At 58.1% G+C, this 25110-nt stretch carries 25 protein-coding genes and 1 tRNA gene; 5 read left to right on the forward strand and 21 right to left on the reverse strand.

From position 1 onward, the window contains the following. Positions 1–79 precede the first annotated feature (79 nt). The 11 genes from tatC to FKG95_RS16795 all read right to left on the reverse strand — a co-directional run bounded on the left by tatC (position 80) and on the right by FKG95_RS16795 (position 10743). Positions 80–889 (reverse strand): twin-arginine translocase subunit TatC, encoded by an 810-nt coding sequence (tatC, locus tag FKG95_RS16740; protein WP_342779246.1) that lies wholly within the window; start codon positions 887–889, stop codon positions 80–82. A gap of 2 nt (positions 890–891) precedes the next feature. Continuing rightward, positions 892–1401: a Sec-independent protein translocase protein TatB gene (gene tatB, locus FKG95_RS16745; RefSeq protein WP_142897521.1), complete on the reverse strand. Its 510-nt coding sequence runs from the start codon at positions 1399–1401 to the stop codon at positions 892–894. A 59-nt stretch (positions 1402–1460) separates the two neighbouring features. Further along, complete coding sequence (locus FKG95_RS16750; RefSeq protein WP_142897522.1) at positions 1461–1703, reverse strand: twin-arginine translocase TatA/TatE family subunit; 243 nt, start codon at positions 1701–1703, stop codon at positions 1461–1463. Between the two features lie 95 nt (positions 1704–1798). Next, complete coding sequence (locus tag FKG95_RS16755) at positions 1799–2917, reverse strand: ABC transporter ATP-binding protein (protein ID WP_142897523.1); 1119 nt, start codon at positions 2915–2917, stop codon at positions 1799–1801. A gap of 188 nt (positions 2918–3105) precedes the next feature. After that, complete coding sequence (gene scpB, locus FKG95_RS30385; protein ID WP_142897524.1) at positions 3106–3954, reverse strand: SMC-Scp complex subunit ScpB; 849 nt, start codon at positions 3952–3954, stop codon at positions 3106–3108. Then, positions 3951–4769 (reverse strand): segregation and condensation protein A, encoded by an 819-nt coding sequence (locus FKG95_RS16765; RefSeq protein WP_246116809.1) that lies wholly within the window; start codon positions 4767–4769, stop codon positions 3951–3953. The genes scpB and FKG95_RS16765 overlap by 4 nt, the downstream gene beginning before the upstream one ends. A 48-nt stretch (positions 4770–4817) precedes the next feature. Continuing rightward, positions 4818–5501 (reverse strand): site-2 protease family protein, encoded by a 684-nt coding sequence (locus FKG95_RS29705; RefSeq protein WP_342779248.1) that lies wholly within the window; start codon positions 5499–5501, stop codon positions 4818–4820. Between the two features lie 74 nt (positions 5502–5575). Further along, positions 5576–6604 carry a beta-N-acetylhexosaminidase gene (gene nagZ / locus FKG95_RS16780; RefSeq protein ID WP_142897527.1) on the reverse strand — a complete coding sequence of 343 codons (1029 nt, stop codon included), beginning with the start codon at positions 6602–6604 and terminating at the stop codon, positions 5576–5578. Between the two features lie 5 nt (positions 6605–6609). Beyond that, positions 6610–7671: an SPOR domain-containing protein gene (locus FKG95_RS16785; protein WP_142897528.1), complete on the reverse strand. Its 1062-nt coding sequence runs from the start codon at positions 7669–7671 to the stop codon at positions 6610–6612. A gap of 86 nt (positions 7672–7757) precedes the next feature. Continuing rightward, positions 7758–9512 (reverse strand): arginine--tRNA ligase, encoded by a 1755-nt coding sequence (argS, locus tag FKG95_RS16790; protein WP_142897529.1) that lies wholly within the window; start codon positions 9510–9512, stop codon positions 7758–7760. Between the two features lie 37 nt (positions 9513–9549). Further along, positions 9550–10743: a deoxyguanosinetriphosphate triphosphohydrolase gene (locus FKG95_RS16795; RefSeq protein ID WP_142897530.1), complete on the reverse strand. Its 1194-nt coding sequence runs from the start codon at positions 10741–10743 to the stop codon at positions 9550–9552. A gap of 213 nt (positions 10744–10956) precedes the next feature. On the opposite strand from FKG95_RS16795, the gene erpA reads away from it, so the two are divergent. The 3 genes from erpA to FKG95_RS16810 all read left to right on the forward strand — a co-directional run bounded on the left by erpA (position 10957) and on the right by FKG95_RS16810 (position 13035). Continuing rightward, positions 10957–11313: an iron-sulfur cluster insertion protein ErpA gene (gene erpA / locus FKG95_RS16800; RefSeq protein WP_142897531.1), complete on the forward strand. Its 357-nt coding sequence runs from the start codon at positions 10957–10959 to the stop codon at positions 11311–11313. 120 nt (positions 11314–11433) lie between these two features. Beyond that, entirely contained in the window at positions 11434–12207 is a 774-nt protein-coding gene (xth, locus tag FKG95_RS16805; protein WP_142897532.1) for an exodeoxyribonuclease III, read from the forward strand. 54 nt (positions 12208–12261) lie between these two features. Beyond that, positions 12262–13035: a rhomboid family intramembrane serine protease gene (locus FKG95_RS16810; protein ID WP_179954132.1), complete on the forward strand. Its 774-nt coding sequence runs from the start codon at positions 12262–12264 to the stop codon at positions 13033–13035. Here FKG95_RS16810 and FKG95_RS16815 read toward each other — a convergent pair. Continuing rightward, the gene (locus FKG95_RS16815; RefSeq protein WP_142897534.1) at positions 13032–13391 is read right to left on the reverse strand and encodes a hypothetical protein; all 360 of its coding nucleotides are present in this window, start codon (positions 13389–13391) and stop codon (positions 13032–13034) included. The two genes, FKG95_RS16810 and FKG95_RS16815, sit on opposite strands and share 4 nt — an antisense overlap. Before the next feature lie 256 nt (positions 13392–13647). On the opposite strand from FKG95_RS16815, the gene FKG95_RS16820 reads away from it, so the two are divergent. Continuing rightward, the gene (locus tag FKG95_RS16820; RefSeq protein ID WP_142897535.1) at positions 13648–14433 is read left to right on the forward strand and encodes a protein phosphatase CheZ; all 786 of its coding nucleotides are present in this window, start codon (positions 13648–13650) and stop codon (positions 14431–14433) included. Positions 14434–14537: 104 nt separating this feature from the next. Here the strand turns inward: FKG95_RS16820 and ilvD are convergent, their stop codons facing one another. The 9 genes from ilvD to FKG95_RS16865 form a co-directional block, all read right to left on the reverse strand. Then, positions 14538–16271, reverse strand: a complete 1734-nt coding sequence (gene ilvD, locus FKG95_RS16825) for a dihydroxy-acid dehydratase (RefSeq protein ID WP_142897536.1) — start codon at positions 16269–16271, stop codon at positions 14538–14540. A 272-nt stretch (positions 16272–16543) separates the two neighbouring features. Further along, on the reverse strand, positions 16544–16993 hold the full coding sequence (locus tag FKG95_RS16830; protein WP_142897537.1) for a hypothetical protein: 450 nt from the start codon (positions 16991–16993) through the stop codon (positions 16544–16546). A gap of 23 nt (positions 16994–17016) precedes the next feature. After that, complete coding sequence (locus FKG95_RS16835; RefSeq protein ID WP_142897538.1) at positions 17017–17466, reverse strand: hypothetical protein; 450 nt, start codon at positions 17464–17466, stop codon at positions 17017–17019. A 37-nt stretch (positions 17467–17503) separates the two neighbouring features. Beyond that, the gene (locus tag FKG95_RS16840) at positions 17504–17950 is read right to left on the reverse strand and encodes a hypothetical protein (RefSeq protein ID WP_142897539.1); all 447 of its coding nucleotides are present in this window, start codon (positions 17948–17950) and stop codon (positions 17504–17506) included. 168 nt (positions 17951–18118) lie between these two features. Then, a complete protein-coding gene (locus FKG95_RS16845) occupies positions 18119–18910 on the reverse strand; it encodes a dimethylarginine dimethylaminohydrolase family protein (RefSeq protein WP_142897540.1) in 792 nt (263 codons plus the stop codon). 36 nt (positions 18911–18946) lie between these two features. Continuing rightward, on the reverse strand, positions 18947–21595 hold the full coding sequence (locus FKG95_RS16850) for a valine--tRNA ligase (protein WP_142897541.1): 2649 nt from the start codon (positions 21593–21595) through the stop codon (positions 18947–18949). A gap of 127 nt (positions 21596–21722) precedes the next feature. Then, positions 21723–22412, reverse strand: coding sequence for a DUF2497 domain-containing protein (locus tag FKG95_RS16855; protein WP_142897542.1), 690 nt, complete (start codon positions 22410–22412; stop codon positions 21723–21725). Between the two features lie 106 nt (positions 22413–22518). Then, positions 22519–23916: a TolC family outer membrane protein gene (locus FKG95_RS16860; protein ID WP_246116812.1), complete on the reverse strand. Its 1398-nt coding sequence runs from the start codon at positions 23914–23916 to the stop codon at positions 22519–22521. Positions 23917–24001: 85 nt separating this feature from the next. After that, positions 24002–24658: a protein-L-isoaspartate O-methyltransferase family protein gene (locus FKG95_RS16865; RefSeq protein WP_142897543.1), complete on the reverse strand. Its 657-nt coding sequence runs from the start codon at positions 24656–24658 to the stop codon at positions 24002–24004. Positions 24659–24920: 262 nt separating this feature from the next. On the opposite strand from FKG95_RS16865, the gene FKG95_RS16870 reads away from it, so the two are divergent. After that, positions 24921–24994, forward strand: a tRNA-Cys gene (locus tag FKG95_RS16870). The last annotated feature ends 116 nt before the right edge of the window (positions 24995–25110 follow it).

Below are 25110 nucleotides of genomic sequence, written 5' to 3' on the forward strand. Positions count from 1 at the left end.
ATGAGTCACGTCCATGCCCTTGCAGAGAGATTGCAGAGGCATCTTGGAAGGGAATTTCCGATTGTGCCGCGTGCGACTTTTACGCGGAGCCGTCGCTGTCTTCGGAGGCTTCCTGCTCGGCCCGCTTCTTCTCGACCAGGCGCGCGAGGAGAATGGAGACCTCGTAGAGCAGGATGATCGGAATGGCGAGCAGAAGCTGGCTGATGGGATCCGGCGGCGTGAAGATCGCCGCAACGATGAAGACACCCACAATGGCATATTTACGCTTCGCCGCCATACCGGCGGAGGTCGCGATGCCGACCCGGGCCATGAGGGTCATCAGGACCGGAAGCTCGAAGCAGATCCCGAAGGCGAATATCAGCTTCATGATCAGTGAGAGGTACTGATCAACCTTGGTTTCCAGCTCAATCGCAAGAGTGCCTTCTGTCGCCGTCTTTTCGAAACTTATGAAAAACTCAGACGCGACGGGAAAGATCACGTAGTAAACCAGCGCGCCACCGATGAAGAAGAGGATCGGCGTGGCGATCAGGAACGGTGCGATCGCGGTTTTCTCGTTTTCGTAGAGCCCCGGCGCGATAAAGAGCCAAATCTGGGTCAGGAAAACCGGTACGCAGAGGAAAGCGCCGGCAAAGAACGCCACTTTAACGTAGGTAAAGAAGACTTCGGTCAGGTCGGTAAAAATCAAACGCCGAACCTGCCCGGAACTCTCTTGGGCTTTGAGTACATCCGCGAGCGGCTGGGTCAAAAACTCAAAGATGTTTTCGGCAAAGGCGAAGCACAGCAGAAACGCGACCAACAGCAGCACGACGCAAATCAACAAGCGCTTGCGCAGCTCGATCAGGTGATCGAGAAGCGGCATTTTGCTCGCGTCTATCGAGTTCTCAGCCACGGTCACGCACTCTGTTTCGAGGGATCGGTCTCTGCCCCACCGGCACTGCCACTGCTGCCGGATCCCGCGCCATCAGCCGGGGCTGTCCCAGCCGGCACGGCAGGCGGCGGTGTCACGGAGTGAGCCGGCGCGACCTGTGCGGGCTGCTTCACAATTGCCGCCTGGGGCGCATCGTCCTGCCCAGCCGTTTCAACGTCATCAACGGCGTCCGATTTTGCAGTCTTTTCAAGATCTTTGATCTCTTCCTTCACGCTGCCTGTCGGGTCAATCGTATCAGAAAGCATCTTGTTGGGACTGAAGTCACGGGTGGCGTTCAAGGCTTTGCGCGCATCGTCCAAATCGGCCTCGCGGACAATATCGTCCAGTCCGGACTGGAACTCACGGGCAAGGCCACGCGCCTTGCCGAACCAATGCGCAACCTGTCGCATGGTCCTTGGAAGTTCCTTGGGGCCAATCACGAGGAGGGCAATAACAGCCACAACCCCCATTTCGGCCCAGCCGATATCTAACATAGCGATCTGCCGCGGATTACTGTCGAAGTGTCATTGGGGCCAAATCGGCTTTCGCCGTATTAACCGTTCGCCGCTTTGTCTTTTTCCGCGACGGTTGAAGCGGCTTCAGTCGACTCACCTTCAATCGCTTTTTCAGCGGTTGTATCGTCGTCTTTTTTGCCTTCTTCCTTAAGGCCTTTCTTGAAGGCCTTAATGCCGGAGCCCGCGTCACCCATCAACTTACTCAGCTTTCCGCCGCCGCCGAAGAGGACGAGAACAACGACAAGCACAATAAGCCAGTGCCAGATACTAAACGCACCCATTCGGAGCTCTCCTCAGAGGTATAAAACCAATATTGTTTCGTGGGCGGACTATCGCAAAAACATCAGCCTGCCGCAACGCTTCTTGCGCATACCCACTAATTGGTGATGTTCCTCGGAAAAACAAACGCTTGGCTGCGATCAAGGTAAACATCAAGCGCTTCACCCTCCGCCGGCAGGTATCGGCCCGGGATGCGCGCGTGCCAGTGAAGCGGATGTCCCCGGTACTGAACCTCCTGCGGCTCAGTCCTGTCCTCGCCTGCCGCTTCTCTGCCGTCATCAAGCTTCAGATGCACCAGACTGCTCCGGCCGAGCATGCGTGCGGCGAGAACCGTGGCCGTATTGTCCGCAGGTTCGCTGCTGCTTCCCGGTGTTTTCAAACGCAGAGCCTCGGGGCGCACCAGAACGCTGACCGGCGTGCCCTCGGGCATGTCGGTAGTCGGAATTGACCCGAAGGGGGTAGCGACCTGCCCGCCATGGCTGACGCCTTCCAACTCATTGGCTTCACCGAAGAAAGTCGTCACGAAAGCGTTGCGGGGCGCGAAATAGAGGTCGCTCGGGCGCCCCTCCTGCTCAATCCGGCCCTCACGCATCAGGGCAATTCGGTCCGCCATAAACATGGCCTCTTCAGGATCGTGGGTCACCATCAGTGTTGCAGTACCGGCGTCCTTGAGCACGTGCAGGGTCTCATCCCGGACCTGATGCCGCAGCCGGGCGTCCAAACCCGAGAAAGGTTCGTCCAGCAGCATGATCTTGGGCTGGGGAGCCAGTGCCCTGGCCAGAGCCACCCTTTGCTGCTGGCCACCCGAGAGCATATGGGGGAAGGCTTTCAGGTAACTCTCCATACCGACCTGGGTCAGGGATGCTCTTACACGCTCCGCGCGCTGATCCGCTGGCAGAGCCGAGATACCGAAAGCAACATTGTCGGCGATCGAGAGGTGTGGAAAGAGAGCAAAGTCCTGAAATACAAGACCGATACTCCGCTCTTCGGGAGCCAGATTCCGGTGTGGTTCGCCCACCGTCTTACCGTCAATCAGAATACGCCCCTGTTGAACCGCTTCCAACCCGGCAGCTATACGCAAAGCAGTGGTCTTGCCACAGCCGGAAGGGCCGAGAAGGCACAAAAGCTCGCCGGGTTTCACGGACAGCTCTATATCGTCGACTGCTCGAACCTCGCCAAAAAAATGGCTGACATGCTCGAACTTGAGCGCGTCCATAAACTCTCTTTCGTCGAAATAGGGTCACAGACCCAACCGCCGGAATCTGCAGCGGAGTCCCAAAAAGACCGGAAGCCTGTACTTCTCCGCCGAAGACGTCGAGCAGAGGTAATGCCACTGCGAATAAAAATCAATCTCTCAAAATGCCGCGCACTCTCGTTTCGACATGGGGTGACCGCTCACTGCGGTCACTCCGCAGGCTTGGGGTCCTGCAGGCCCCTGGCGTCCATAACCGCATCATGAATGTCTTCCAGGATGACTTCGACCCTATCGCTGTCGTTCGCAGGCGTCTTACCGGCGGTAACGCTTTTGACGGTTTCTGACGTGTCGGCGGGTTCGGTAGCTTCGGAGAGTTCGGGGGTTTCGACCTCCGATAAAGGCTCGCCGAAGTCTTCCGGCAGTAATTCGGCTGTTTCCTCCTCGTCATCCTCGTCTTCATCGGCGGTATCAACGCCTTCATCGCCGGTTCCAAGGAGAACTCCGCGACCGCCGAGCGCCGTGATCGCGGGCCGGCTGTCCAACAGTCCGGCAGCTTTCAGTTCCTCGATTCCCGGAAGAGAATCGACGGAATCCAGGCCAAAGTGATCCAGGAACGCATCCGTCGTGCCCCAGGTCACCGGCCGTCCCGGCGTCTTACGCCGCCCCTTCAGCTTGATCCAGCCCGCTTCGAGGAGGGTATCCAACGTGCCTTTCGAAAGCGCGACGCCCCGGATTTCCTCGATTTCTCCGCGGGTTACCGGCTGATGATAAGCCACGATCGAAAGCGTCTCGACCGCGGCGCGGGTCAGCTTTTTCACCGCCGTCGTCTCGATCTTCATGTAGGGCGCGAGATCCTGGGCCGTACGAAAAGCCCAGGCGTCCGAGATCTGCAAGAGGTTAACACCACGGTTTTCGTAGAGCGCTTGAAGCTCGAGTATCAAGCCATTGATATCGGCGCCCTCCGGCAAATGCCGCTTTACGTCTTTCGCGGTGAGAGGCTTGGCCGAGCCGAAGAAGATCGCCTCCAAAAGCCGCAATTGATCAAATCGTTCGTTCATGACCGGTCCCGGATATCTTCATCGACGCCACGGAAGTAGATCTCTCCAAACATTCCGTCTTGCCGGATCTGCAGTTTGCCCTCACGGCAGAGCTCAAGCGAGGCAACAAAAGTGGTCGCAACAGCCGAGCGCCGTACCAGGGGATCCCGTAAATCGGCGGGCAGGAAGGAGCTTAGCGTTTTCCAATTCGGCGTGGCGCCCAGCAGGGTTGTGAGGCGCTGTAGAGCATCATCGACCGTGTAGAGCTCGGTCGCCTGAATATGCAGACTGGAAACCTCGTTGCGCACCCGGTTCTTCGCATAGGCGCGCAAAAGCTCAAGCAAGGACACATCGAACGTGGTCGTCGTTTCCGTGCGAAGCTGTTGAGGTTCGCCACGAACAAAAATGCCCTGCCCCAGACGCGGACGCTCCGTGAGCAGCTTTCCCGCTTTCTGCATGGCTTCAAGGCGTTGGAGCTGGAACTTGAGAGCGGCAGCCATCTCAGCGCCGCTGGGTTCATCGTCTCCGGCGGGTTCGGGCAGCATCAGGCGCGATTTGAGGTAGGCCAGCCAGGCAGCCATGACCAGATAGTCCGCGGCCAGTTCCAAACGGACCTTGCGGGCCTCGCGCACGAACTCCAGATACTGGTCGGCAAGCGCCAGGATCGAGATCCCGGTCAGATCGACCTTCTGGTCCCGGGCGAGCTGCAGCAGGACGTCGATCGGGCCCTCATAGCCGTCCAGATCGAGAATCAGCCCGTCGCCCCGCTTCGGAAGCAAACCGGAATCCTCTTCGAAGGCGTCTTGGCCGTCTGTTATGTCCTCAGTCTCGGACACCCCTGCCCCTCTACATATCGCGCACGTACGCGCCTGCCCCCACAATATCTACAATAAGCCCGCCAGTGAGTAAAAAAATCTAACGAGCACTTCAATCGGCGGCCAGATGATCCAACCGATGACATTGACATATTGGCCGTACTGGCCTGCCAAAGTTGGGAGAAGGATCAGACCAATCAAAATAAAGAAGCCAAAGCGCTCGACGGAGGCCAAGCGCACAGCAAGCGGATATGGCAGCAAGCCTACAGCGACTCTTCCACCGTCAAGCGGCGGCAAAGGCAGCATATTGAAAACGGCCAGTATAACATTGATAAAAATTGCATTTCTCAAATTTTCCGCGAGCCAAACCGCCGATAAATCGGGGAATAAAGGCAGCAGATGATAGAGTAACGCTGCAAGAGTCGCCAAGATGATGTTCGCCGCCGGTCCCGCCGCTGCGACAAGCACCATGTCCCGCCTCGGGTTATGGAGCCGGCCGAATTTCACAGGAACGGGTTTGGCCCAACCGAAAAGGAACCCCGCCCCGCTGAGCAGCAACATGGCCGGCAGGATCACTGTCCCGAAGGGGTCTACGTGCCGTATTGGGTTAAAATTAACCCGCCCTAAGCGGTAGGCAGTATCGTCGCCGAGCTTCCAGGCCGCATAACCGTGCGCCGCTTCGTGGAAAGTGATCGCCAGCAGAACGGGCAGAGCCCACACCGAGATGTCGTGCAAAAGTGACGAAATGTCCAAACTCTATTCCTCATTGCGCCCTGTGCAGATACTTCGTACCGCCTTGCGACAATCCCCATCAGTTCAGAGAAGCTCTATTCGCCGCCGAGTATCTCGTTTAAGCGCGCACGGGCCTCTTTGAAAGCGAAATCCTCGGCATTGCCGAGGCGCTTGTCGGCCGCCATCGCCCGGTTCCGTGCTTCTTCGCTCATGATCCGCGAATTTGCAGCAACGGCCTGCATCTCATCGGCTTTGCCGTTGCAATGCAGCGCAATATCGCAACCCGCTGTCATAGCCGCCGCGGTCCGTTCGCCCAGATCACCGGAAAGGGCTTCCATGGAGAGGTCGTCTGTCAGCAGCAGCCCCTGGAAGCCGATATAGTCACGTATGACCTCTTCCACCACTTTCGGCGAGGCGGTCGCGGGGCGGTCCGGATCCACGGCGGTATAGACCACATGTCCCGTCATTGCCCAGGGGGCATCCGCGCGCAAGCGGAACGGCTCGAAATCCGTCTCTTTCAGCTCGTCCAGCGAAGCCGAGACGACCGGCAGCGACAAGTGGCTGTCGACCATGGCCCTGCCATGGCCGGGCATGTGTTTGATCACGGGCATGACATTGGCCGAAAGGCAGGCGTCAATGCAGATCTTTCCCAGTTTTGCGGCCACCTCGGGCTCGGAACCAAAGGCACGATCTCCGATCACATCGTGCGCGCCGGGGAATGCGAGATCGAGCGACGGGATACAGTTGACGTTCAGACCGACGTCTCTGAGTTCCGCGGAAAGCAAAAGCGAATTCAGGCGCACGGCCTCTTCCGCAAGAGCCGGGTCTTCCTCCATGAGGCCGCCCAGACGCCCTGGTGCCGGCGCCGCCCGCCAATGCGGCGGCTTCAGCCGGGTCACGCGGCCCCCCTCCTGATCCACCAGGATGGGTGCATCCTCGCGGCCGATCGCCTCCCGCAGGTCGTAGGTCAGATGGCGCAGTTGTTCAGGTGTTTCGCAATTTCGCTTGAAGAGGATGAAGCCAAAGGGATTGGCGTCGGCAAAAAAGTCGCGTTCCCAGTCACTTAGAACCGGCCCCTCACAACCAAAGATGACGGCGGATGTGTCCGCAGAGAGCGTTTTCATCGCGGTTAACGACGCTTAACCAAGCAGTCCTGTTTGGCTGCTTTCAACTGTGCACAGAGATCCTGCGCTGTCGCCTTGGTCGGAAAAGGTCCGGTCTGCAGGCGATAGCGGGTTCCGATCCCGTCAATTTCAGCCCTTTCCACAATGGCTTTCATCTGCGCAAGTAAGCCTTTGTTTGCATTCTGAATTCTCTGCCATTCTGTAAGGGCAAGGTCTTCCGAACGCAACGATGCCAGCTGCAGGACATAACCACTGTCCCTCGGAACCTCGGCGAGCTGTGTCGCGGCGGGTTTCGGGGCGGCGGGCTCGGGCCGTGCCGCAGGCTTCGGCGCTTCAGCCGCAACAGGCGCCACAGGCGTGGGCTTGACGGCCGGCGCGTCCGGAATTGTCGGAGCAGCAGAGGGTGTCTCCGCGGCTTTTTCCGCCTCCGTCTTGGGTTTATCGACCGATGCGTTTCCGACTGTGCTGGCCGCTGATGTGCCTGCTGTCCCGCTACCGGCGCCGGAGGTCACAGCGGTTTCTGCCTGTTCGGCAAGCGTCTTCGCATCATCGTTTAACAGCGACGGGGAGCCTGCATCGGCCTCTTCGGTGACAACGACAGGTCGGTCTTCGTTATTTGCGAGGGCATTGTCAGTGTTCGTTGCACTGTTGCTGGAAGCCAGGGGCAGAGGTGCTTCGGGCGGCGGGAGCAGGCGTTCGACCTGCGGCTTCTCCGGATCGGGGTTGAGAATGAGCTTGTCCTGGTGCTCAACCTGCATTCCGCCGGGATTCTCGGGCTTCGTCTTAACCGGCTCAGGGTCGGCCTGGATGAGTTCCACGGTCTGCTCACGATCCGGCGATGTCCCCGGATCCAGAAAGGCAAACCAGACCACGCCGCCAAAGGCCGCGAGGATAACAAGCGCGATACCAACGGGCATGAGGTGGGAACGGCGCCTTTGGTCCCGCTCGTCGTCACCCGTATCTTGAACAAAATCGTCCATTTCTATTCCTTGGTCATAGCCAGGGTCATAGCCGGAATTCCGGCCCGAATCCAAACCTTCGCCTGCGACGAGCGGTCTTGCAGTCATCGACGGCTCTGCCCTGGAGCCAGCCTTCAAACCGTCCAGAGCGCGTTCGAACCTGCGAAAAGCATCCGAGCCGCGATCGACCGGCACTAGTGCATCTCCTCAGCCGGTTCGACGCCGAACACTTCAAGACCGGAGGCGATCACCACCGCGACGGAGCGCACCAACGCCAGCCTTGCCTGCGTCAGTTCCGGTTCGCCCGGGCGGATGAAACGCAGGTGGGCATTATCGTTGCCGCTGTGCCAAAGCCCGTGAAAGGCAGCCGCAAGGTCATAGAGGTAAAAGGCTACCCTGTGAGGCTCATGCGCCTCCGCTGCGCTCTCCACCAGCCTGGGCCATTCGGCGAGCAGCTTCATAACAGCAAGCTCCCCCGAGTCGGTCAACAGCTTGAGATCACTGGAGGCCAAGGATACATCATCTAGTGCCAAACCGGAAAAGACTTGTGCGGCTTCACGGGCCACGGAACGCGAGCGGGCGTGAGCGTAATTCACATAGAAAACCGGATTGTCCCGGCTCTTCTCGAGAACGTTTTCCAGATCAAAGTCCAGCGTCGCATCGTTCTTTCGGGTCAGCATGATGAAGCGCACGACGTCCTTGCCGACTTCGTCGATAACCTCTTGAAGAGTAACGAAGTTACCGGAACGCTTGGACATTTTGACCATCTCGCCGCCGCGCATCAGCTTGACGAGCTGGCAAATCTTGACGTCCAGCACGCCCTCACCGCCGGTCAGGGCAGAAACCGCTGCCTGCATCCGCTTCACATAGCCGCCGTGATCCGCGCCCCAGACGTTGATCATGGTGCGTCCGCCGCGGTTAAACTTATCAAGGTGATAGGCGATGTCGTTTGCGAAATAGGTCAGGCTGCCGTCCGATTTCAGCAGCGGCCGATCAACATCGTCGCCGAAATCCGTCGCCTTGAAGAGGGTCAGCGGCACGGGCTCCCAGTCATCGGGTTTTTTACCTTTGGGCGGCTCCAGCACGCCGACATAGACGAGGTCCCGGTCCTGAAGGGTCTTGATCGCGGCTTCGACCCCGCCGTTTTCGACCAGACTGCGCTCAGAGGAGAAAACGTCATGCCTCACACCAAGAGCCGCGAGATTCTGCCGCACCAGATCCATCAGGGCGTCAATCGCGAAACGCCTCACTTCCGGCAGCCACGTCTCCTCCGAAGTCCCAAGCCACTTCCCGCCGTCGCGCGCCGCGAGCGCCTTGCCGACGTCCTTGAGATATTCGCCCGGATAGAGTCCTTCGGGAATCTCACCGATGTCCTCGCCGAGCGCCTCCCGGTAGCGCAGATACGCGGAACGGGCCAGCACATCGACCTGGGCACCGGCGTCGTTGATGTAGTACTCGCGGATAACCTTATAGCCCGCCTTGGCAATCAGAGACGCCAGGGCATCGCCGACCACAGCGCCGCGCGCGTGCCCCACGGTAAGCGGGCCCGTGGGATTGGCGGATACGAATTCCACATTGACCGTTTGACCGGCGCCAATCGTCGAATCACCGTAGCGCGTCCCTGATTTCAGGATATCGCGCAGGCAGCCGCGCCAGACATCGCTGTCCAGCGCGACGTTGATGAAGCCCGGACCGGCGATTTCGACCTTTTCCACCGACGGCAGATCGCGCAGGCGCGCAGCCAGGTTTTCCGCCAGATCCCGTGGCTTCTGCCCGGCCCGCTTGGCGAGCACCATCGCGGCATTGGTGGCGATATCACCGTGGGAGCGCTCGCGGGGCGGCTCGGCTGAGACACGAGTGTAGTCAAGACCGTCGGCCAATTGTCCAGCTTGCGCCATATCCCCAAGCGCGGCGACAATAGAGTCTCTGAAGGATTTGAAAACGTTCATTTTATTGATTTTCTTGTTATTCGGTATGTTGAATGGGTCAGATTTCCTGACCCATCAGTCGGGCGTGTTGCTGCATTGCAAAGCGGTCGGTCATTCCTGCGATGTAATCCGCAATCAGGCGCGCCCTGCCCTTTTCGTCGAGACTTCCCGTCCCGTCACGCCACTCGTCCGGCAAGGCGGCCGGATGAGCCTGAAAATGCTGAAAGAGGTCTTCGACAACCCCTTTGACCTCGTTGGTCATCCGCATGACACGGTCGTGACGGTACATCCGCGAAAAGAGAAAAGAACGCAAAACGCGCTCGTTCTCTCTCATCTCCCTGGAAAAGGCAACGACAGGATGGTCCAGCGCCCGGATATCCGCCGCATTTCTCGGTTGGGCCGCATCCAGTCTGTGCTTGGTTTCTTCGAGCAGATCGTTGACCATACGGTCGATCAGGCGCCGGACGGATTCGTGAATCAAGCTGGTTTCATCGATTCCGGGATAGGTTTTGGACACGTCGGAGAACGTAGGTCCGACCAGCGGGATTTCCTGAAGGTCTTCCACTGTGAAGAGGCCGGCGCGCAATCCGTCGTCGATGTCATGGTTGTTGTAGGCAATATCATCAGCCAGGGCCGCGACCTGTGCTTCCGGTCCCGCAAAGGTTCCGACTTCCAGATCGAAGTCTTTGCAAAAGGCAGTGATAAACCGCCCTGCACCGCCCTTCATAATCTCTTTCTCACCCGCATTGGGGCCTTCCAGGGGACCATTGTGCTTCACAATGCCCTCCAGGGTCTCCCAGGTCAGGTTCAGGCCTCGGAAGTGGGCGTAGCGGTGCTCAAGATCTGTAACGATACGAAAGGTCTGTTCGTTATGGTCGAAACCGCCGTAAGGCGCCATCATCTCGCCCAGGATATCTTCGCCGGCATGGCCGAAAGGCGTATGTCCCAGGTCATGCGCCAGCGCGATCGCTTCCGCGAGATCTTCGTTCAGGCGCAAGGCCCGGCTGATACTCCTGGCAATCTGGGCAACCTCGATGGAATGAGTGAGGCGCGTACGGAAATGATCGCCTTCGTGATAGACGAACACCTGGGTTTTGTACTGCAAACGCCGGAATGCGCCGGAGTGGATCACCCTGTCGCGGTCCCGCTGGTAACAGGAACGGGTCGGGCTTTCCGGTTCGGCCGCACGGCGCCCGCGCGATTCGCCGGGATCGCAGGCGTAAGGCGCCAGATTTGCTGAGGACTCCAACATTCGCGGACACTAACGTTTCCAACAGCGCAGACGCAACGGCAGAACCGCAAGAAGGACCGGTTTTCACAACTTTGTCTGACTTTAGAGACAATAGCTGAGAATCCAGGTGATGAATTGACAGTGCCTAACTTTTTCCTAAATAAGGAAGTCTAGATTTTGCTGTCACAAGCCATAAGAGCTATAGTGGCTGGAGATTAACTCGGAGGAATGGGAATGAGCGACGTCCTCGATGTCGTCAAGCAACCTGAAGTGACGCTTTCGGCGTCGGCGGCCAAGCGAATCGCCTGGCTGATCGAGCAGGAAGATCAATCGAACCTGATGATGCGGGTTTCTGTGTCCGGCGGCGGTTGCTCGGGCTTTCAATACGGGTTCTCGTTCGACGACAGCTTCAATGGGGACGACAGGCGCTTTGAGCGCGACGGCGTGTCCGTTGTCATCGACGAGACATCCCTCGAGCTTCTCGGGGGTGCTGAGATTGATTTCGTCGAGGATCTGATTGGCGCGTCTTTCCAGATCGTAAATCCGAATGCGACCTCTTCCTGTGGGTGCGGCTCCTCTTTTTCCATATAATCCCAGAGTGTTGCCGACTTTGCCTGGGGTCTATTTGGGGCGTTTTTGCACGCCGGAGACGTCTTGATTCGTTCACAATAAAGGTCGCTGACAGGCGGCCTTCCTTTTTTGCGGGGGTACATGGTCAAAATAGCGACCTGGAACGTCAATTCGGTCAATAAACGGCTGCCAAACCTTCTGGAGTGGCTCGAGACAGCCAAACCGGACGTGGCACTGCTTCAAGAGCTCAAGTGTGTCGAAGACAAGTTTCCACGCCTGGAAATCGAGGCCGCCGGCTATCAGGTCGCCCTGACCTCGCAAAAAAGCTATAACGGCGTCGCAATGCTGTCCCGCCAAGCCATCGAAGACGTTCGGATCGGCCTGCCCGGTGATGACGGCGACGAACAGGCGCGTTACGTCGAGGGCAGCACTTTCGGACTGAGGATCGCTGCGCTCTATTTGCCCAACGGCAATCCCGTCTCGAGCGAGAAGTTCCCGTACAAGCTCCGCTGGATGGAGCGTTTGCGCAAACATGCCGAGGATCTGCTTCGCAGCGAAGAGCCCGTCATTCTCGGCGGCGACTACAATGTCATTCCAAGCGACGACGACGCCTATGACGCCATCAAGTTTCAGGACGACGCCTTGAGCCGTCCCGAGTCCCGCCGCGCGTTCAGGGCAATCCTCAACCTCGGTTACACGGAAGCCTGGGCAAGCCTGCACAGCGAACGCCATGTCTACAGCTACTGGGATTACTACGGTCAGGCCTTCGATCACGACAATGGCCTGCGGATTGACCACCTGTTGCTCTCGCCGCAGGCCGCCGATCGCCTGCAAAAATGTGAAGTCGACCGGGAGCCGCGCGGAAAAGAAAACCCCTCGGATCACACGCCGGTTTGGTGCGAGCTTTCCGAATGAATGCGACGCTCAGCTGCGGATCCCGCGTCTCATGCCACAGACCGAAGGGCCCTGATGCCGTTTATTCTGCCCCTTGATGACGACAATCCCCGGATCAGGCTCCCGCACCCCTGGGTAAACTGGACGCTGATCGGGCTCTGCTTTGCGGTTTTCCTAGTTCAGGTCGTGAGTCCGCCCACTGTCGAGTTCAATCTCATCAAAACCTTCGGCGCTATTCCCAGGCTTGTCGTCGGGGGCCCTTTCGAGAGCTTCACGTCGATTGGCATGCCGGCCATCGCGAGCATCGTCACCTACGCCTTTCTGCATGGTGATATCATTCATTTGCTGCTGAACATGCTGGTTTTGTGGGTCTATGGCGACAATGTCGAAGACTCTATGGGGCACACCAACTACCTGATCTTCTATGCGATTTGCGGGATTTTGGCCGTGTTCAGCCAGATCCTGATCAATCCCTCGTCCACAAGTCCGATTATCGGCGCCAGCGGCGCGATCGCCGGCGTGATGGGCGCTTACTTCGTGCTCTACCCCAAGGCGCGCCTGCTGGTTCCCATTTTCATTTTCCCGGTCTATCTGCCCGCGTATCTCGTGCTTTCCTTTTGGATGCTGTTTCAGATTTTAGCGGCCTTTCAGGCGGATTCAGCCGTAGCAGGCGTCGCCTGGTGGGCGCACATCGGCGGGTTCGTGGCCGGCGCTGTCCTAATCAAATTCTTCCGCCACAAGGTGCACTTCGATGTCGCCCCCCACGAGTTGCCAAAGGGCATCGAAATCAACAGTTTCTCGCGTGACAGGAACCCCAAACGGGCGCGCAGCCGGCAGGATGAGAGCTAACTTCGCAGCAGATCCCGGTGCCGATCAATCTCACGGATAAAGCTGTCGAGTTTCTCGGCGAAATGGCCTTTCTGCATCTCCAGCACCGCGATCCTGGTATCGTGGTCCAACCAGTCTCGCGGCCGCGTTTTTCCGACCGGAATTTCCCAAATGGCAGAGCTTTTCCTGGGGCCATCGTGTTGTGGGTCGACGAGGAAGCTGACAACGAGTGTGTAGCCGTAGGCCCGAGTGGTTGAGCTTATCGTCCAGTGTTCGTCGGCCCACCAATCCGGCTCGCCGTCAATCTGAACCACTTCCCAACCGCTTTGCGAGAGTGCGCCACGTATCTGATCCCGGAAACTCTTCTTAGTAACCACAGAACCTAAGTAACCTCTCAAATTTCAACAAACAGCGCAGTGACTTACGCGAAACCACATCAGTTCCGAAACACTGATTGGATTTTACACAAATCGGGGTTGAATAATCTGGCGCTGTTATTTGTAAATTATAGCTAAAGGCCGACAGGTTCGGACAGCGGCAGGCGCTCATAATCATAAATCTTTAAGGACTGCTGGCTTATACATCGGGGTGCGCCGATGCGCAGCTTGGATTATTGAGTGAGTGGTGGGGGTCATGTCGCAAAGCGTACCTGTCAAAGAGTTTTCCGCGGAGCGTGAGCTTCGTTTGCGTCAGCACAGTCGCCTGCTAAACGGCAAAGATGGTGCGGACGGCCAGGCCTTGGCCAGTGTTATGGCAGCCAGCGACGGCTCCGGCGTCACCAACGCGGAGATCCTGGAAGCTATCAAGGAGCTTGGCGAGAAGCTCGTCGTCGGCGCCGGTGTCGCGCCAGAAGACGGCTTGAGCCCGGACGATGAGAAGACGGCACTTGAAGAAGCCCGTGACGTGCGCATCGAGATCGCACAGATGGTGCGCTCGATCGGCCGCGCCAAGGCTGAAATCGCCTCGATCAAGCATCCTCTCGCCAGTGAAGGCGACGACAAGGTCAACCGAGCATCAAGCGAGCTGGATGCGATTGTCCTGGACACTGAGACCGCAACCAACAAGATTTTGGCCGGTAACGAGAATATCGAGTCGGCAATCAACAAGCTGAATACAACGCATCACGACGATCCCGACGTTCAGGCGATGGCCGAGGACGTCGCGTTTAACGTGATCGAAATCCTGGAAGCCTGTAACTTCCAGGACATCACAGGTCAGCGAATTACCAAAGTCGTCAACACCCTGCGGTACATCGAAGACCGCATTCTTGCAATGATCTCGATCTGGGGCGTGGAAGCCTTCAGCGACCTCCCGGTTGAGGTTGAGGACGAGCGCGAGGGAGACGACGCTTTGATGAACGGCCCGGCCATCGCGAACGAAGGTATCTCCCAGGACGACATCGACGCACTGTTCGATTAACGCCTGAGTTCAGATCTTTCAGAAAAAAGCGGAGGCTTCAGGCCTCCGCTTTTCTTTTGCTCCCACCTGCCTTAGACCAGCGCCGGGTTGAACAGGTCCAATTACTAAATATCGGCAAATACGTGCGTTTCGGCTTTCCCGCCCGGATGGGTCACCGCCCCTGCATAAGCCGGCCCCACCGTCTGGGCATAGCGCCAGATTGCGCCGGACTGGAAATCATGCTTCCGGGGTTTCCAGTCTTTCCGCCGGCTCTCAAGCTCCTCGTCAGTGAGCTCGACGCTGATGCTGCCCTCTTCGGCATCGATGGTGATCATATCTCCGTCCTTCAGAAGACCGATCGGACCCGCCACCGCGGCTTCGGGACCGACGTGGCCAATGCAGAAGCCACGGGTTGCGCCCGAGAAACGGCCGTCGGTGATCAGAGCCACTTTGTCACCCATTCCCTGGCCGTAAAGAGCGGCCGTCGTGGCCAGCATCTCACGCATACCGGGTCCACCTTTCGGGCCTTCGTTCCGAATCACCAGGACCTCGCCTTCCTTGTAGCTGCGCTTCTCGACAGCGGCAAAGGCGTCTTCTTCGCACTCGAACACCCGCGCCGGACCGGTGAACTTGAGTTGGGTCATGCCGGCGATCTTCACGATGGCGCCCTCCGGCGCAAGATTGCCCTTCAGGCCGACCACACCGCCGGTCGGCGAGAGCGGACTGGACGTTGGGCGGATAATATCCTGATCGCTCGGAAAGGTGACCTGTTCCATCTGCTCAGCAATGGTCTCGCCGGTCACGGTGATGCAGTCACCATGCAGGTATCCACCGTCGAACAACGCCTTCATCAGGACCTGGACGCCGCCGATCTCGTACATGTCCTTGGCGACGTAACGTCCGCCCGGCTTTAGGTCCGCGATGTAAGGGGTTTCCCGGAAGATCTTGGTGACGTCTTCCAGGTCGAAATCGACACCGATCTCGTTGGCGATCGCGGGCAAATGCAGCCCTGCATTCGTCGAACCGCCGGACGCCGCAACGATGCGCGCGGCATTTTCCAGAGATTTGCGGGTTACGACATCGCGCGGGCGGATACCCAATGCGATGCACTTCATCACGGCTTCACCCGAAGCTTCGGCGTAGGCATCGCGGGATTCGTATGGCGCGGGCGCACCGGCGGAGTAAGGAATTGCGAGCCCCATGGCTTCGGAGACGCAGGCCATGGTGTTTGCCGTGAACTGACCGCCACAGGAGCCCGCCGAAGGACAGGCCACACACTCGATCTTGTGGAGCTCTTCGTCGGAGATCTTGCCTGCCGAATGAGCACCGACCGCTTCGAAAACATCCTGGACGGTGATGTCCTTGCCTTTATGGCGGCCCGGGAGGATAGAGCCGCCGTACATGAAGATCGAGGGGACGTTCAGTCGGACCATCGCCATCATCATGCCCGGCAGAGACTTATCGCAACCTGCCAGCCCCACGAGCGCATCATAACAGTGTCCGCGCATCGTCAATTCGACGGAGTCCGCAATCAGGTCCCGGCTGACCAGCGAGGCTTTCATTCCCGAGTGGCCCATGGCGATGCCATCCGTCACGGTGATGGTCGTGAACTCACGCGGGGTTCCCGCAGCTGACTTCACACCCTTTTTGACGGCCTGGGCCTGACGTGCGAGAGAAATATTGCAGGGAGCCGCCTCGTTCCAACAGGTCGCCACGCCGACAAAAGGCCGCGCAATTTCTTCGTCTGTCATCCCCATCGCATAGTAGTAGGAACGATGTGGCGCGGAAGCCGGTCCAACCGAAACGTGCCGGCTGGGCAGTTTCGACTTGTCGAAGTCGGGGTTGCTCTTGAGTGGCATGACACTCCCTCTGCTGAATTTTGTTGTTGTCCACCTCGGAGCTGCCCTTTTTCCGGACTTAAGCTCCTGAATACCGCGCGCAGAATAACGATGCGTCCGGGTCTGCACCAACATTATTAATGCACGACACCCGGGCGTGAACTGCATGGAAAAGAGGATGCTATTGCGTTGGAAAGACTGTTCAGATGCCAGGATTGAGCGGCAGGCAGAGTGGTCCGGTGGGCAGAGGTGCCAAGAACAATCCAATACCGGAAGTCAGCAAAGGGGCTGAATTATTGAGCATTGATAATTTCTGCAACAGCGTCCAGCAATGCTTTGCCGCAGGTTTGAGTAGATGATTTTGTGTATTGGCCCATTCTCCGTTCAGACCCCCTTGCCTCGGACTTCGGCAAGGCCAATGCGCGGGCTGTAAGTTCGGCGTGGCTCTCTCCATCTATGTAAGCCAAGATAAATGTCATGTCAGACGCTCTAAGCCACTTCTCCGCTTCGCTAATCTGGCAATCGCAGAAGGCTTTGTGCACTGCGTCCGGGTAAATTCTGCTACGTGTGCGCATGACTTGTGTAACGCAGTGGCGATAGTACCTTTCCTGCATATCTCCAGACCAGAATGGCTCGGAGGCTATGGCAGAGTGATTGGTGCTCGGTTTAAAACCGAAAGCGAAAAGCAATACGGCCACAGCAAGCAGATTTACAGCAATCGGGCGGGCAACAGCGCCTTTCATTCGACCTTCCATTCTATTGGGTCTCATAAACCTTGCCCCTGAATGTCTTCCTTTGTTAAGCCCGCATTGAGTGCCACCTTCGCGCATGTTGGTAGAAGGGACTCCCGGAATTGGTTTATTCGTCCCAGAAACTCTTGTTGTTCCGGTTTTGATAGATCTCTTGTGAACTCCTCCACTTCAGTCCATCCCTTCCGGCCATCGACGGCAGCAAAGTGAACCGTCATATCCGATGGTTGAAGCCATCTCTTCATTTCGGACACCTGGCAATTACAAACAACCTCCTGGATCGCGGGTGCTTGCCCCTCGGATTCCTTGATGCAGGAAGCATGAATGCGGCTAACCAGATGATCCGACCATACCGCTTCGGGCGTTGCTGCAGGTTCGTCGAAGCCCCAGTTGAACACGACCCCAGCAGTAACGACACCGACCGCAACCAGGGCATATCCAATCTTGCTTCTACTTGCTCTTCCCATAGCCTGCTCCCTTTGGCATCGGTCGAATGAGCCAGGTCTACTGTACGGCGCGCTCGGCGAGCGCCGCGTCAAGGCCGGCTTTAAAGCAGCTTTTCAGAGTGGATTCCCGATAGAGTTCAGTGCGCTCAAGAAAGGCGCGCTGCTCGGATCGGGACAGGATTTTGGATTGGGAGACCATCTCGCGCAGGCCGGTTTTTCCTTTGGCGGCTGCGAGGAAAACCGCCATATCCGATGGCTTGAGCCATCGCTTCATTTCAGCCACCTGACAGTTGCAAACCGCCTGGTGAACGACCGGAGACCGGGTCTTACTCTTCCTGATTTCTCTTATGCAGGAGGCATGAAATCCACTGACCACCTTTTCCGGCCACTTGGGGTCCGAGGTGGCCACAGATTGCCGCGTATTGAGGTTCAGAAGAATGATCGCCGCCGCAGCAGCAATGGCCAGCAGGCTGATCGCCGTTTTGCGCTTATAAAGCCCCTGCATTTGTTACGCCTTTCGATTGTGCGCGTATAGGTCGAAAGACTATTTAAGACACAGTAATGGTTAAGAATTCTTGAGCATAAACGCGCATGATTTTCCCCAAACGGAGTCTGTCTGACGCTTAGGTCATACGACTGCGAGTGGTTTGGAATGCCAGAGTGGCGGCTGAGATCAGCTCAGCCAGCGAAGGGACATGCAGGAAAGACCAGCATCGATCTTGGCAATTTCGGAGGTTTTGAGCGTTGCCAAATGGTAGCCGGCGCCCTCGAGCAAGGCGAGTGTTCCCGGAAAACCTTCAGCAAGGAAGATGGTATCATTGATGCGCAGAGCGTTTGCGGCCCCCTCCTCGCCCTCGGGAACAATTAGGGTTTCGAAACCCGAGAATACACCAGACTCTGCCAGTCGTTGGGTCGAGAGAATAGTCGTGTCGTCCATGAGGGAACAATCCGACTTGAAGTGAAGGACAGACGAAGGCGTGTGGACGATTTCGCCCTTCCGGCCCAGCTTAGCCAGCGAGGATATGAGCGCTTCGGCCCCTTCACGGTCGGTGCGGGCAGAAAGGCCGATCATCACACGATCGGATGTCGTCAGAACGTCGCCACCGTCCACATATCCGGCCCCCAGTTCAAGAACACGGTCAAAGCGGTCACGTAGAACAGGAGCAATGGCCGCAGTCTCGCCCTCCCGGCTGCCGACGCCCGGACGCAGCAAAATTGCCCCCTCATGAAACACCAGGGCCGGATCCTCGACAAAAACCGAGTCCGGGAAGGCTTCCAACGGCTCCAGAACCTGTACTTCGACACCTGCATGGCGGAGGGCAGCCACGTAGGCATCGTGCTCAGCGGAGACGGCCTCGAAATCCGGATCCTCCTGGCCGCCCGCACGCAAGCCCTTCACAACCGACGTTCCGGGTTTTCGGGCAATTGCAGAGTCAAAGTCGAATGCACGCAGCGGTCTCGACATCGGTTTCCCTTTCAGACGCGTGGACCCGGGATGACGTCAAGCGCTCCCAAGACGCTCCAGGGCTGCCGTCAGTTTCTCGCGGGATTGCAGGGATTCTTCCTTGCGCGCACGCTGTTCGGCCACCACTTCTGCCGGCGCCCGGGACACAAAGCTCTCATTGGCCAGCTTTTTGTCCACCTTGGCGATGTCACCCTCGATCTTTTCGATCTCACGGTTCAAGCGCGCCCGCTCTTCGTCCAGATCGATCAGATCCGCCAACGGCAAGGCAAGCGTGGCTTCGTCCACGACGATCTGCACGCATCCTTTTGGCGCAGCCTCATCGCGCGTCTCAAACTGCTCCAGACGTGCGAGACCCTTGATAATCTCCGCCTGCTCCGCCACCCGCTTGCGGCTCGTCTCGCCGGCATCGCAGACCAAGACATTCGCCTTAGACGAAGGCGGGACGTTCATCTCGGCCCGAATCGCACGGATCTCCGAGATGACCTTGATGACCCAGTCGATATCGGCCGTCACTTCGGCATCAATCATGTCCGCACCCAGATCCGGCCAGGCAGCGGCAATCAGCGGGTCGCCGGCATCGCCACTCAGCGTTTCCCAGAGTTCTTCGCTGATGAAAGGCATGATGGGATGAAGCAGATGCAGAAGCTGTGAGAGGGTCCAGGCCACAGCCGCACGAGTTTCGGCTGCCGCCGTTTCGTCCTCGCCGCCAATCACCGGTTTCGTGAATTCCAGATACCAGTCACAGAACTCGTGCCAGGCGAAGTGGTAGAGCACATTGGCTGCATCATTGAAGCGATAGGCCTCGAAGGCCTTATCCAGATCCAGTCGCGCCTGCGCCACCTTGCCGACGATCCAACGGTTGATCTGCAGCTTGCATGCCCGTGGATCGAACGCAGGATCCAGTTCCGCCCCATTCATCAGGCTGAAACGGGCCGCATTCCAGAGTTTGGTGGCGAAGTTGCGGTAGCCCTCGACCCGCGACTCGGACATTTTAATATCGCGACCGGGCGCGGCCATGGCCGCCAGGGTGAAACGCAGGGAATCGCAGCTGTACTTCTCGATCAGATCAAGCGGGTCGATAACATTGCCCTTGGATTTTGACATCTTCTGCCCGTGCTCGTCGCGCACGAGAGCATGGATGTAGACCGTATGGAAGGGCACATCCTCCATGAAATGAAGGCCCATCATCATCATACGCGCGACCCAGAAGAAAATGATGTCAAAGCCGGTGACCAGCACATCGCCCGGATAATAGCGGGCAAGTTCCGGTGTCTCCTCCGGCCAGCCCAAGGTGGAGAAAGGCCAGAGCGCTGATGAGAACCAGGTATCCAGGACATCTTCGTCACGGGCGAGTTCGACCGTCTTGCCGTAATGAGCCTCGGCGGCGGCCTGCGCGGCTTCTTCCGTCTCCTCGACGAAGGTTGTGCCGTCGGGACCGTACCAGGCCGGGATCTGATGTCCCCACCAGATCTGGCGCGAAATACACCAGGGCTGGATGTTGCGCATCCACTCGAAATAGGTGTTTTCCCACTGCTGCGGGACGAACTTGGTCCGCCCCTCCTCCACCGCTTTGATGGCCGGCTTGGCGAGGGTCTCGGCGTCCACGTACCATTGATCGGTCAGCCAGGGCTCGATAGGGACGCCGCCGCGATCACCGTGCGGCACCGTATGCGGGTGGTCATCGACCTTCTCCAGCAGCCCGGCAGCCTCCATATCGGCGACCACAAGCTTGCGGGCGTCGAAACGGTCCATGCCCCGGTATTTCTCAGGGACCTCGTCGTTTAGCTTCGCGTCCCGATCGAAGATATTGATCATTTCGAGACTGTGTCGGCGGCCTACTTCGAAGTCATTGAAGTCGTGCGCCGGAGTCATTTTGACTGCGCCGCTGCCGGTTTCCGGATCGGCATAATCATCTGCGACGATCGGGATGCGTCGGCCGACCAGAGGCAGGATCACGTGCTTGCCAACGAGATCCCGGTAACGCTCGTCTTCGGGATGAACCGCGACGCCGCTATCGCCGAGCATGGTTTCCGGCCGCGTGGTTGCCACCACGACATACTGGTCGCTGTTCTCAATGGGATAGCGGAAATGCCAGAGATGTCCGTTGGTCTCGGTCTGGATGACTTCGAGGTCCGAAATCGCCGTATGCAGCTTGGGGTCCCAATTGACCAGGCGCTTGTCTTTGTAGATCAGTCCCTGTTTATGGAGCGCAACAAAGACCTTGCGCACCGCATGGGAGAGCCCTTCGTCCATGGTGAAGCGCTCACGCTCCCAGTCGGCGGAGGCTCCAAGCCGCCGCAGCTGCCGCACGATGGTTCCACCGGATTCCGCCTTCCAGTCCCAAACCCGGTTCAGGAACTTCTCCCGCCCAAGGTCATGACGGTTCATGCCCTGTTCAGCCAGCTGACGCTCAACGACCATCTGCGTGGCGATGCCCGCATGGTCGGAGCCCGGCTGCCAGAGAGCATCCTGGCCGGTCATGCGCTGATATCGGATAAGAATGTCCTGCAGCGTAAAGGTTAACGCATGGCCCATGTGCAGGCTGCCGGTTACGTTGGGCGGCGGCATCATGATGGTGTAGGGGGCGGCGTTGGACTCTACGTCTGACTTGAAGGCGTCAGACTCCACCCACTTGGCGTAATGCTTCGCCTCGACCTCTTTGGGCCGATACGTCTTCTCCAGCATCGCTGGGTCATCCTTTTCATACCCGGGCGGCCAAGCTCCATCAGAAGCCCCGGCCAGCGGATCGGGCTGTATTTTGAGAATTTTGCCGGAAAGAACCAGCTATCAGATGAAGTGTTTACCGGTGGAATTACTGATTCTCAACCCGGCGGACCATTTTTTTGATCTCTTCACGAACAATCCGTTCGACCATGCTGGCCAAATTCGCGTCCAGCCAGAGCTTGAGCTCCGGCCGCAAAGCTTCACGGACCAGGTCTTCGATCGTACGGCCATCACCGACCATAAGGGCACGCTGAGTCAGCGCAGCCTTTGCGATTTCCGAGAGTGCTGTGCTTGCCGCAACCTGAGTAGGTTCTGAAATCAGGCTCTCATCATCGGCAACCGGCGGCAAGTCCTCATCAGGCTCGAGAGCGACGTCCAGCGTCTCCGGCTCTGCCTCAGCCGCGACCTCTTCGGGCTCAGGTTCGGGCTCGGGTTCCGGCTCGACTTCCGCTTCTCCGAAGTCATCATCAAGAATTGGCTTGGGCTCAGGGATTTCTTCTTCGGCCTCCGCCGCCTGTTCTTCTGGTTCAGCGCCTATTTCAGAGCCGTCCGGATTGACCTTCTCGGTCAACTCCAATTCCTCTTCCTCATCGTCGGCAGAATCTTCTCCGGCATCTGTATCGGCATCTTCCTGGGCATCTTCCTCTGGGGTTTCCGCCTCTGCGGCCTCCGCCTTTTCACCCTCACCTTCTTCGGGATCGTCTTCAGAAATGATCCGCCTGATGGAAGCGAGAATTTCCTCCATTGACGGTTCGTCTTGGTTCTGTTGATCACTCATCGATCAGGCATCCTGGTAAAAAAACAGAGTTAACATAACTGCAATAGCAAGCCGTTTGCCCCCACGGAATAACACAAGGTGGTTAACAACGGTTAAAGTGCTGAATTTATTCTGTGCCAGGGGCGGTAATACCGAACCACTTGTTCCGAACGGCGCGATAATCGGCTTCGACGTCATAAACCTCGACCGGCAATGCAATCTCGCCAGCGCTGAGCTGTCCGATCGCGGAGAGGACCTGATATCCGGCAACAACCTCATCGCGCTGCGCACCCACCAGGCTCACCTGCGCATTCAGAAGTTCCTGCTCGGCATCCAGGATATCCAGAATGGTCCGCGCGCCGACCTCATTTTCCTGACGCACGCCTTCCAGAGCGATTTCAGCCGATGCAACCGCTGACTCGAAGGACCTGATCTGGGCCCGCGCCGTCTGGAGGTCTTCCCAGGCGGAAACTGCAATCTGTTCCGCCCGGCGGCGCTGCTCCTCGATCTCGACACGGCGTTGGCTGGAAATCTGCTTTGCGGCACGCACCCGGCTGTAGACGCTGCCCTGCTGGTAAATCGGGATTGAGACCTGGGCGATAATGGAGGCGGAATCGGTCTCTGTATCAGAGTTGCTGACCTCGTCTTGGTGCGAGAGCGAGCCGACCAGGTTGACCTCCGGATAGAGTTCGCCTTTGACCTGACGCACATTCTTTTCCGCCGCACGCTCGGTAAAGACGGCGGAAGTTACATCCGGGTTATTCTCGGTCGCCAGTGTAACAACCTCATCCTGAGTGGCCGGCAGATTGACCGGTACGGGCGGTGTCACCAGGGTGCCCGGAAATGACCCGATGACTTCCTGATACACCGCGCGACTGGTTGCAAGACTGCCTTCGGCGGCGATCCGATCCGAAACCGCAGTGGCCAGACGGGTTTCGGCCTGCGCCACATCGGTTCGGGTCACCTCACCGACTTCAAAGCGGTCGCCGGTTGCCTCCAACTGCTGACCGATGACGTCTTCATTGCTGATATTCAGCTGCAAAACGGCCTGATCCCGCCAGACGTCGGTGTAGCTTGTCGCCGCATTCAGCAGGACAGACTGCTCCGTGGAGCGGACAATCTCCCGCTGCGCCCTGACCTCGTTCTCGGCGCGTTCGGTCCCAGCAATGGTCCTGCCGCCCCTGTAAAGCGGTTGAGTTACATCTACGTTCGCCGTGAAGGGTGTGAGTGAGTCCTCGCTGTCAGTGGTATCGGATTCAAACTCCGACCGGCGCTTACCAACCGATGTTCCGGCCGTGACGTTGGGCCGCCAGTTGGAGAGCTCCTGCGGGACGTTTTCGTTAACCGAGCGCAACTGCGCGCGGGCGGCGCGAAGCGTCGGGTTCGTGTCATAGGCTTGCGATAGAGCCTCGGGCAGGGTTTGCGCGACCGCGCCCGACGGAGTCCAGAGCATAACGGATGCGAGCGTTGCAAACACACCCAGTCGGCGGACCGTCTCGGACGATTTAGATTCTGCCGATTTCATTTTCACCTAGCCGCTCCCAAATGCCGTTTAAAAATCTCTGCGGGCCCAAAACCCACCAGAGGATGTGTGGTCCTTGTCACCAAGGTCAAAATACAAATTCGTCTTTTCGTTCGAACCCGCTGAGGATCGGTGTTGAGGCATCGAAAAGCGGTCTGGCGGATACATTGGCGCCAACGCGCTGCATAAGCGTGGCCCGCCCCACACCACCCTCGTCTTGTATCACGGCAGCCAACCGTCCGCCTTCTGCCAGCTGTTCGATGACGGATGCGGGAACTGCCGTAACCGCACCACTGAAGAGGATAACATCATAAGGCGCCTGTTTGGCATAGCCTGCCGTCATCGCGCCCGTGACGACGACCGCATTGTCAATCCCCATATCGTTCAGGGTCTCATTGGCAGTCTCGACCAGCGCCTCGTCACTATCGAGTCCGACCACCGTTGCCGCAATCTGCGCAAGGATCGCCGTGCCGTAGCCTCTTGCGGCGCCGACCTCCAGGACAATGTCCTCGCTTGTCGGAGCCGCGGCTTGGATCAGCCGCGCCAAAACCATGGGCTCCATGACATAACGCCCATCGCCTATGGCGAGGTCTTCATCAACATAGGCAATGCCGCGGAGCGTCTCGGGCAGGAAGACTTCTCGGGGGATGGTCTCAAAGCTCTCGATCACCTTCAGGTCGGTCACCTTGTTGGTCCGAAGCTGGCTATCCACCATCGTTGCGCGGGCCGCATTGAAATCGGTCATTTCTGTCTCGTCATCTGCTTGCAGTACAGGCACGAAGCCGCGAATCTTCCATACGCGAGGTCTCTGCGTCGTTATATGACGGGCATCGGACGATGACAATCGCTCAGACAGCCCCGAGCAATGCCAATACACCCGAATTCACCCGACCCACTGCGGCCCCGTTAATCGCACTTGACCGCTTGACCCCGATAATCCCTCTCTTTATACCTCGCGTCTCAGTCGTTTTACCTGTTGTTCTATTGCCACAGGTACAGACTGCTGAGGCCCGGTAGCAGAGTGGTTATGCAGAGGATTGCAAATCCTTGTACGTCGGTTCGATTCCGGCCCGGGCCTCCAGATTTCTCCCCGACCTGTCCGGCTCCCTTCCTTGATAGGGACTTTAAGGTGAAAGCATCCCGGAGTCGGGCCTCACCTCAGGTAGTGAAAAGAACCCTTCCAATCCGTTTCCAAGG

This window comes from Denitrobaculum tricleocarpae, from assembly GCF_007004665.1.
In the GTDB taxonomy this organism is placed as follows: Bacteria; Pseudomonadota; Alphaproteobacteria; order Kiloniellales; family Kiloniellaceae; genus Denitrobaculum; species Denitrobaculum tricleocarpae.

What these genes read in the sequence shown, in the direction of transcription:
- FKG95_RS16820 (WP_142897535.1), top strand. Translation starts at nt 13,648, where the DNA reads ATGTCGCAAAGCGTACCTGTCAAAGAGTTTTCCGCGGAGCGTGAGCTT.
- FKG95_RS16835 (WP_142897538.1), bottom strand. Translation starts at nt 17,466, where the DNA reads ATGGGAAGAGCAAGTAGAAGCAAGATTGGATATGCCCTGGTTGCGGTC.
- FKG95_RS16850 (WP_142897541.1), bottom strand. Translation starts at nt 21,595, where the DNA reads ATGCTGGAGAAGACGTATCGGCCCAAAGAGGTCGAGGCGAAGCATTAC.
- argS (WP_142897529.1), bottom strand. Translation starts at nt 9,512, where the DNA reads ATGAACGTTTTCAAATCCTTCAGAGACTCTATTGTCGCCGCGCTTGGG.
- xth (WP_142897532.1), top strand. Translation starts at nt 11,434, where the DNA reads ATGGTCAAAATAGCGACCTGGAACGTCAATTCGGTCAATAAACGGCTG.
- FKG95_RS16785 (WP_142897528.1), bottom strand. Translation starts at nt 7,671, where the DNA reads ATGACTGCAAGACCGCTCGTCGCAGGCGAAGGTTTGGATTCGGGCCGG.
- FKG95_RS16865 (WP_142897543.1), bottom strand. Translation starts at nt 24,658, where the DNA reads ATGACCGATTTCAATGCGGCCCGCGCAACGATGGTGGATAGCCAGCTT.
- FKG95_RS16845 (WP_142897540.1), bottom strand. Translation starts at nt 18,910, where the DNA reads ATGTCGAGACCGCTGCGTGCATTCGACTTTGACTCTGCAATTGCCCGA.
- scpB (WP_142897524.1), bottom strand. Translation starts at nt 3,954, where the DNA reads ATGAACGAACGATTTGATCAATTGCGGCTTTTGGAGGCGATCTTCTTC.
- FKG95_RS16860 (WP_246116812.1), bottom strand. Translation starts at nt 23,916, where the DNA reads ATGAAATCGGCAGAATCTAAATCGTCCGAGACGGTCCGCCGACTGGGT.
- FKG95_RS16795 (WP_142897530.1), bottom strand. Translation starts at nt 10,743, where the DNA reads ATGTTGGAGTCCTCAGCAAATCTGGCGCCTTACGCCTGCGATCCCGGC.
- nagZ (WP_142897527.1), bottom strand. Translation starts at nt 6,604, where the DNA reads ATGAAAACGCTCTCTGCGGACACATCCGCCGTCATCTTTGGTTGTGAG.
- FKG95_RS16840 (WP_142897539.1), bottom strand. Translation starts at nt 17,950, where the DNA reads ATGCAGGGGCTTTATAAGCGCAAAACGGCGATCAGCCTGCTGGCCATT.
- erpA (WP_142897531.1), top strand. Translation starts at nt 10,957, where the DNA reads ATGAGCGACGTCCTCGATGTCGTCAAGCAACCTGAAGTGACGCTTTCG.
- ilvD (WP_142897536.1), bottom strand. Translation starts at nt 16,271, where the DNA reads ATGCCACTCAAGAGCAACCCCGACTTCGACAAGTCGAAACTGCCCAGC.
- FKG95_RS16810 (WP_179954132.1), top strand. Translation starts at nt 12,262, where the DNA reads ATGCCGTTTATTCTGCCCCTTGATGACGACAATCCCCGGATCAGGCTC.
- FKG95_RS16755 (WP_142897523.1), bottom strand. Translation starts at nt 2,917, where the DNA reads ATGGACGCGCTCAAGTTCGAGCATGTCAGCCATTTTTTTGGCGAGGTT.
- FKG95_RS16830 (WP_142897537.1), bottom strand. Translation starts at nt 16,993, where the DNA reads ATGAAAGGCGCTGTTGCCCGCCCGATTGCTGTAAATCTGCTTGCTGTG.
- FKG95_RS16855 (WP_142897542.1), bottom strand. Translation starts at nt 22,412, where the DNA reads ATGAGTGATCAACAGAACCAAGACGAACCGTCAATGGAGGAAATTCTC.
- FKG95_RS16750 (WP_142897522.1), bottom strand. Translation starts at nt 1,703, where the DNA reads ATGGGTGCGTTTAGTATCTGGCACTGGCTTATTGTGCTTGTCGTTGTT.
- tatB (WP_142897521.1), bottom strand. Translation starts at nt 1,401, where the DNA reads ATGTTAGATATCGGCTGGGCCGAAATGGGGGTTGTGGCTGTTATTGCC.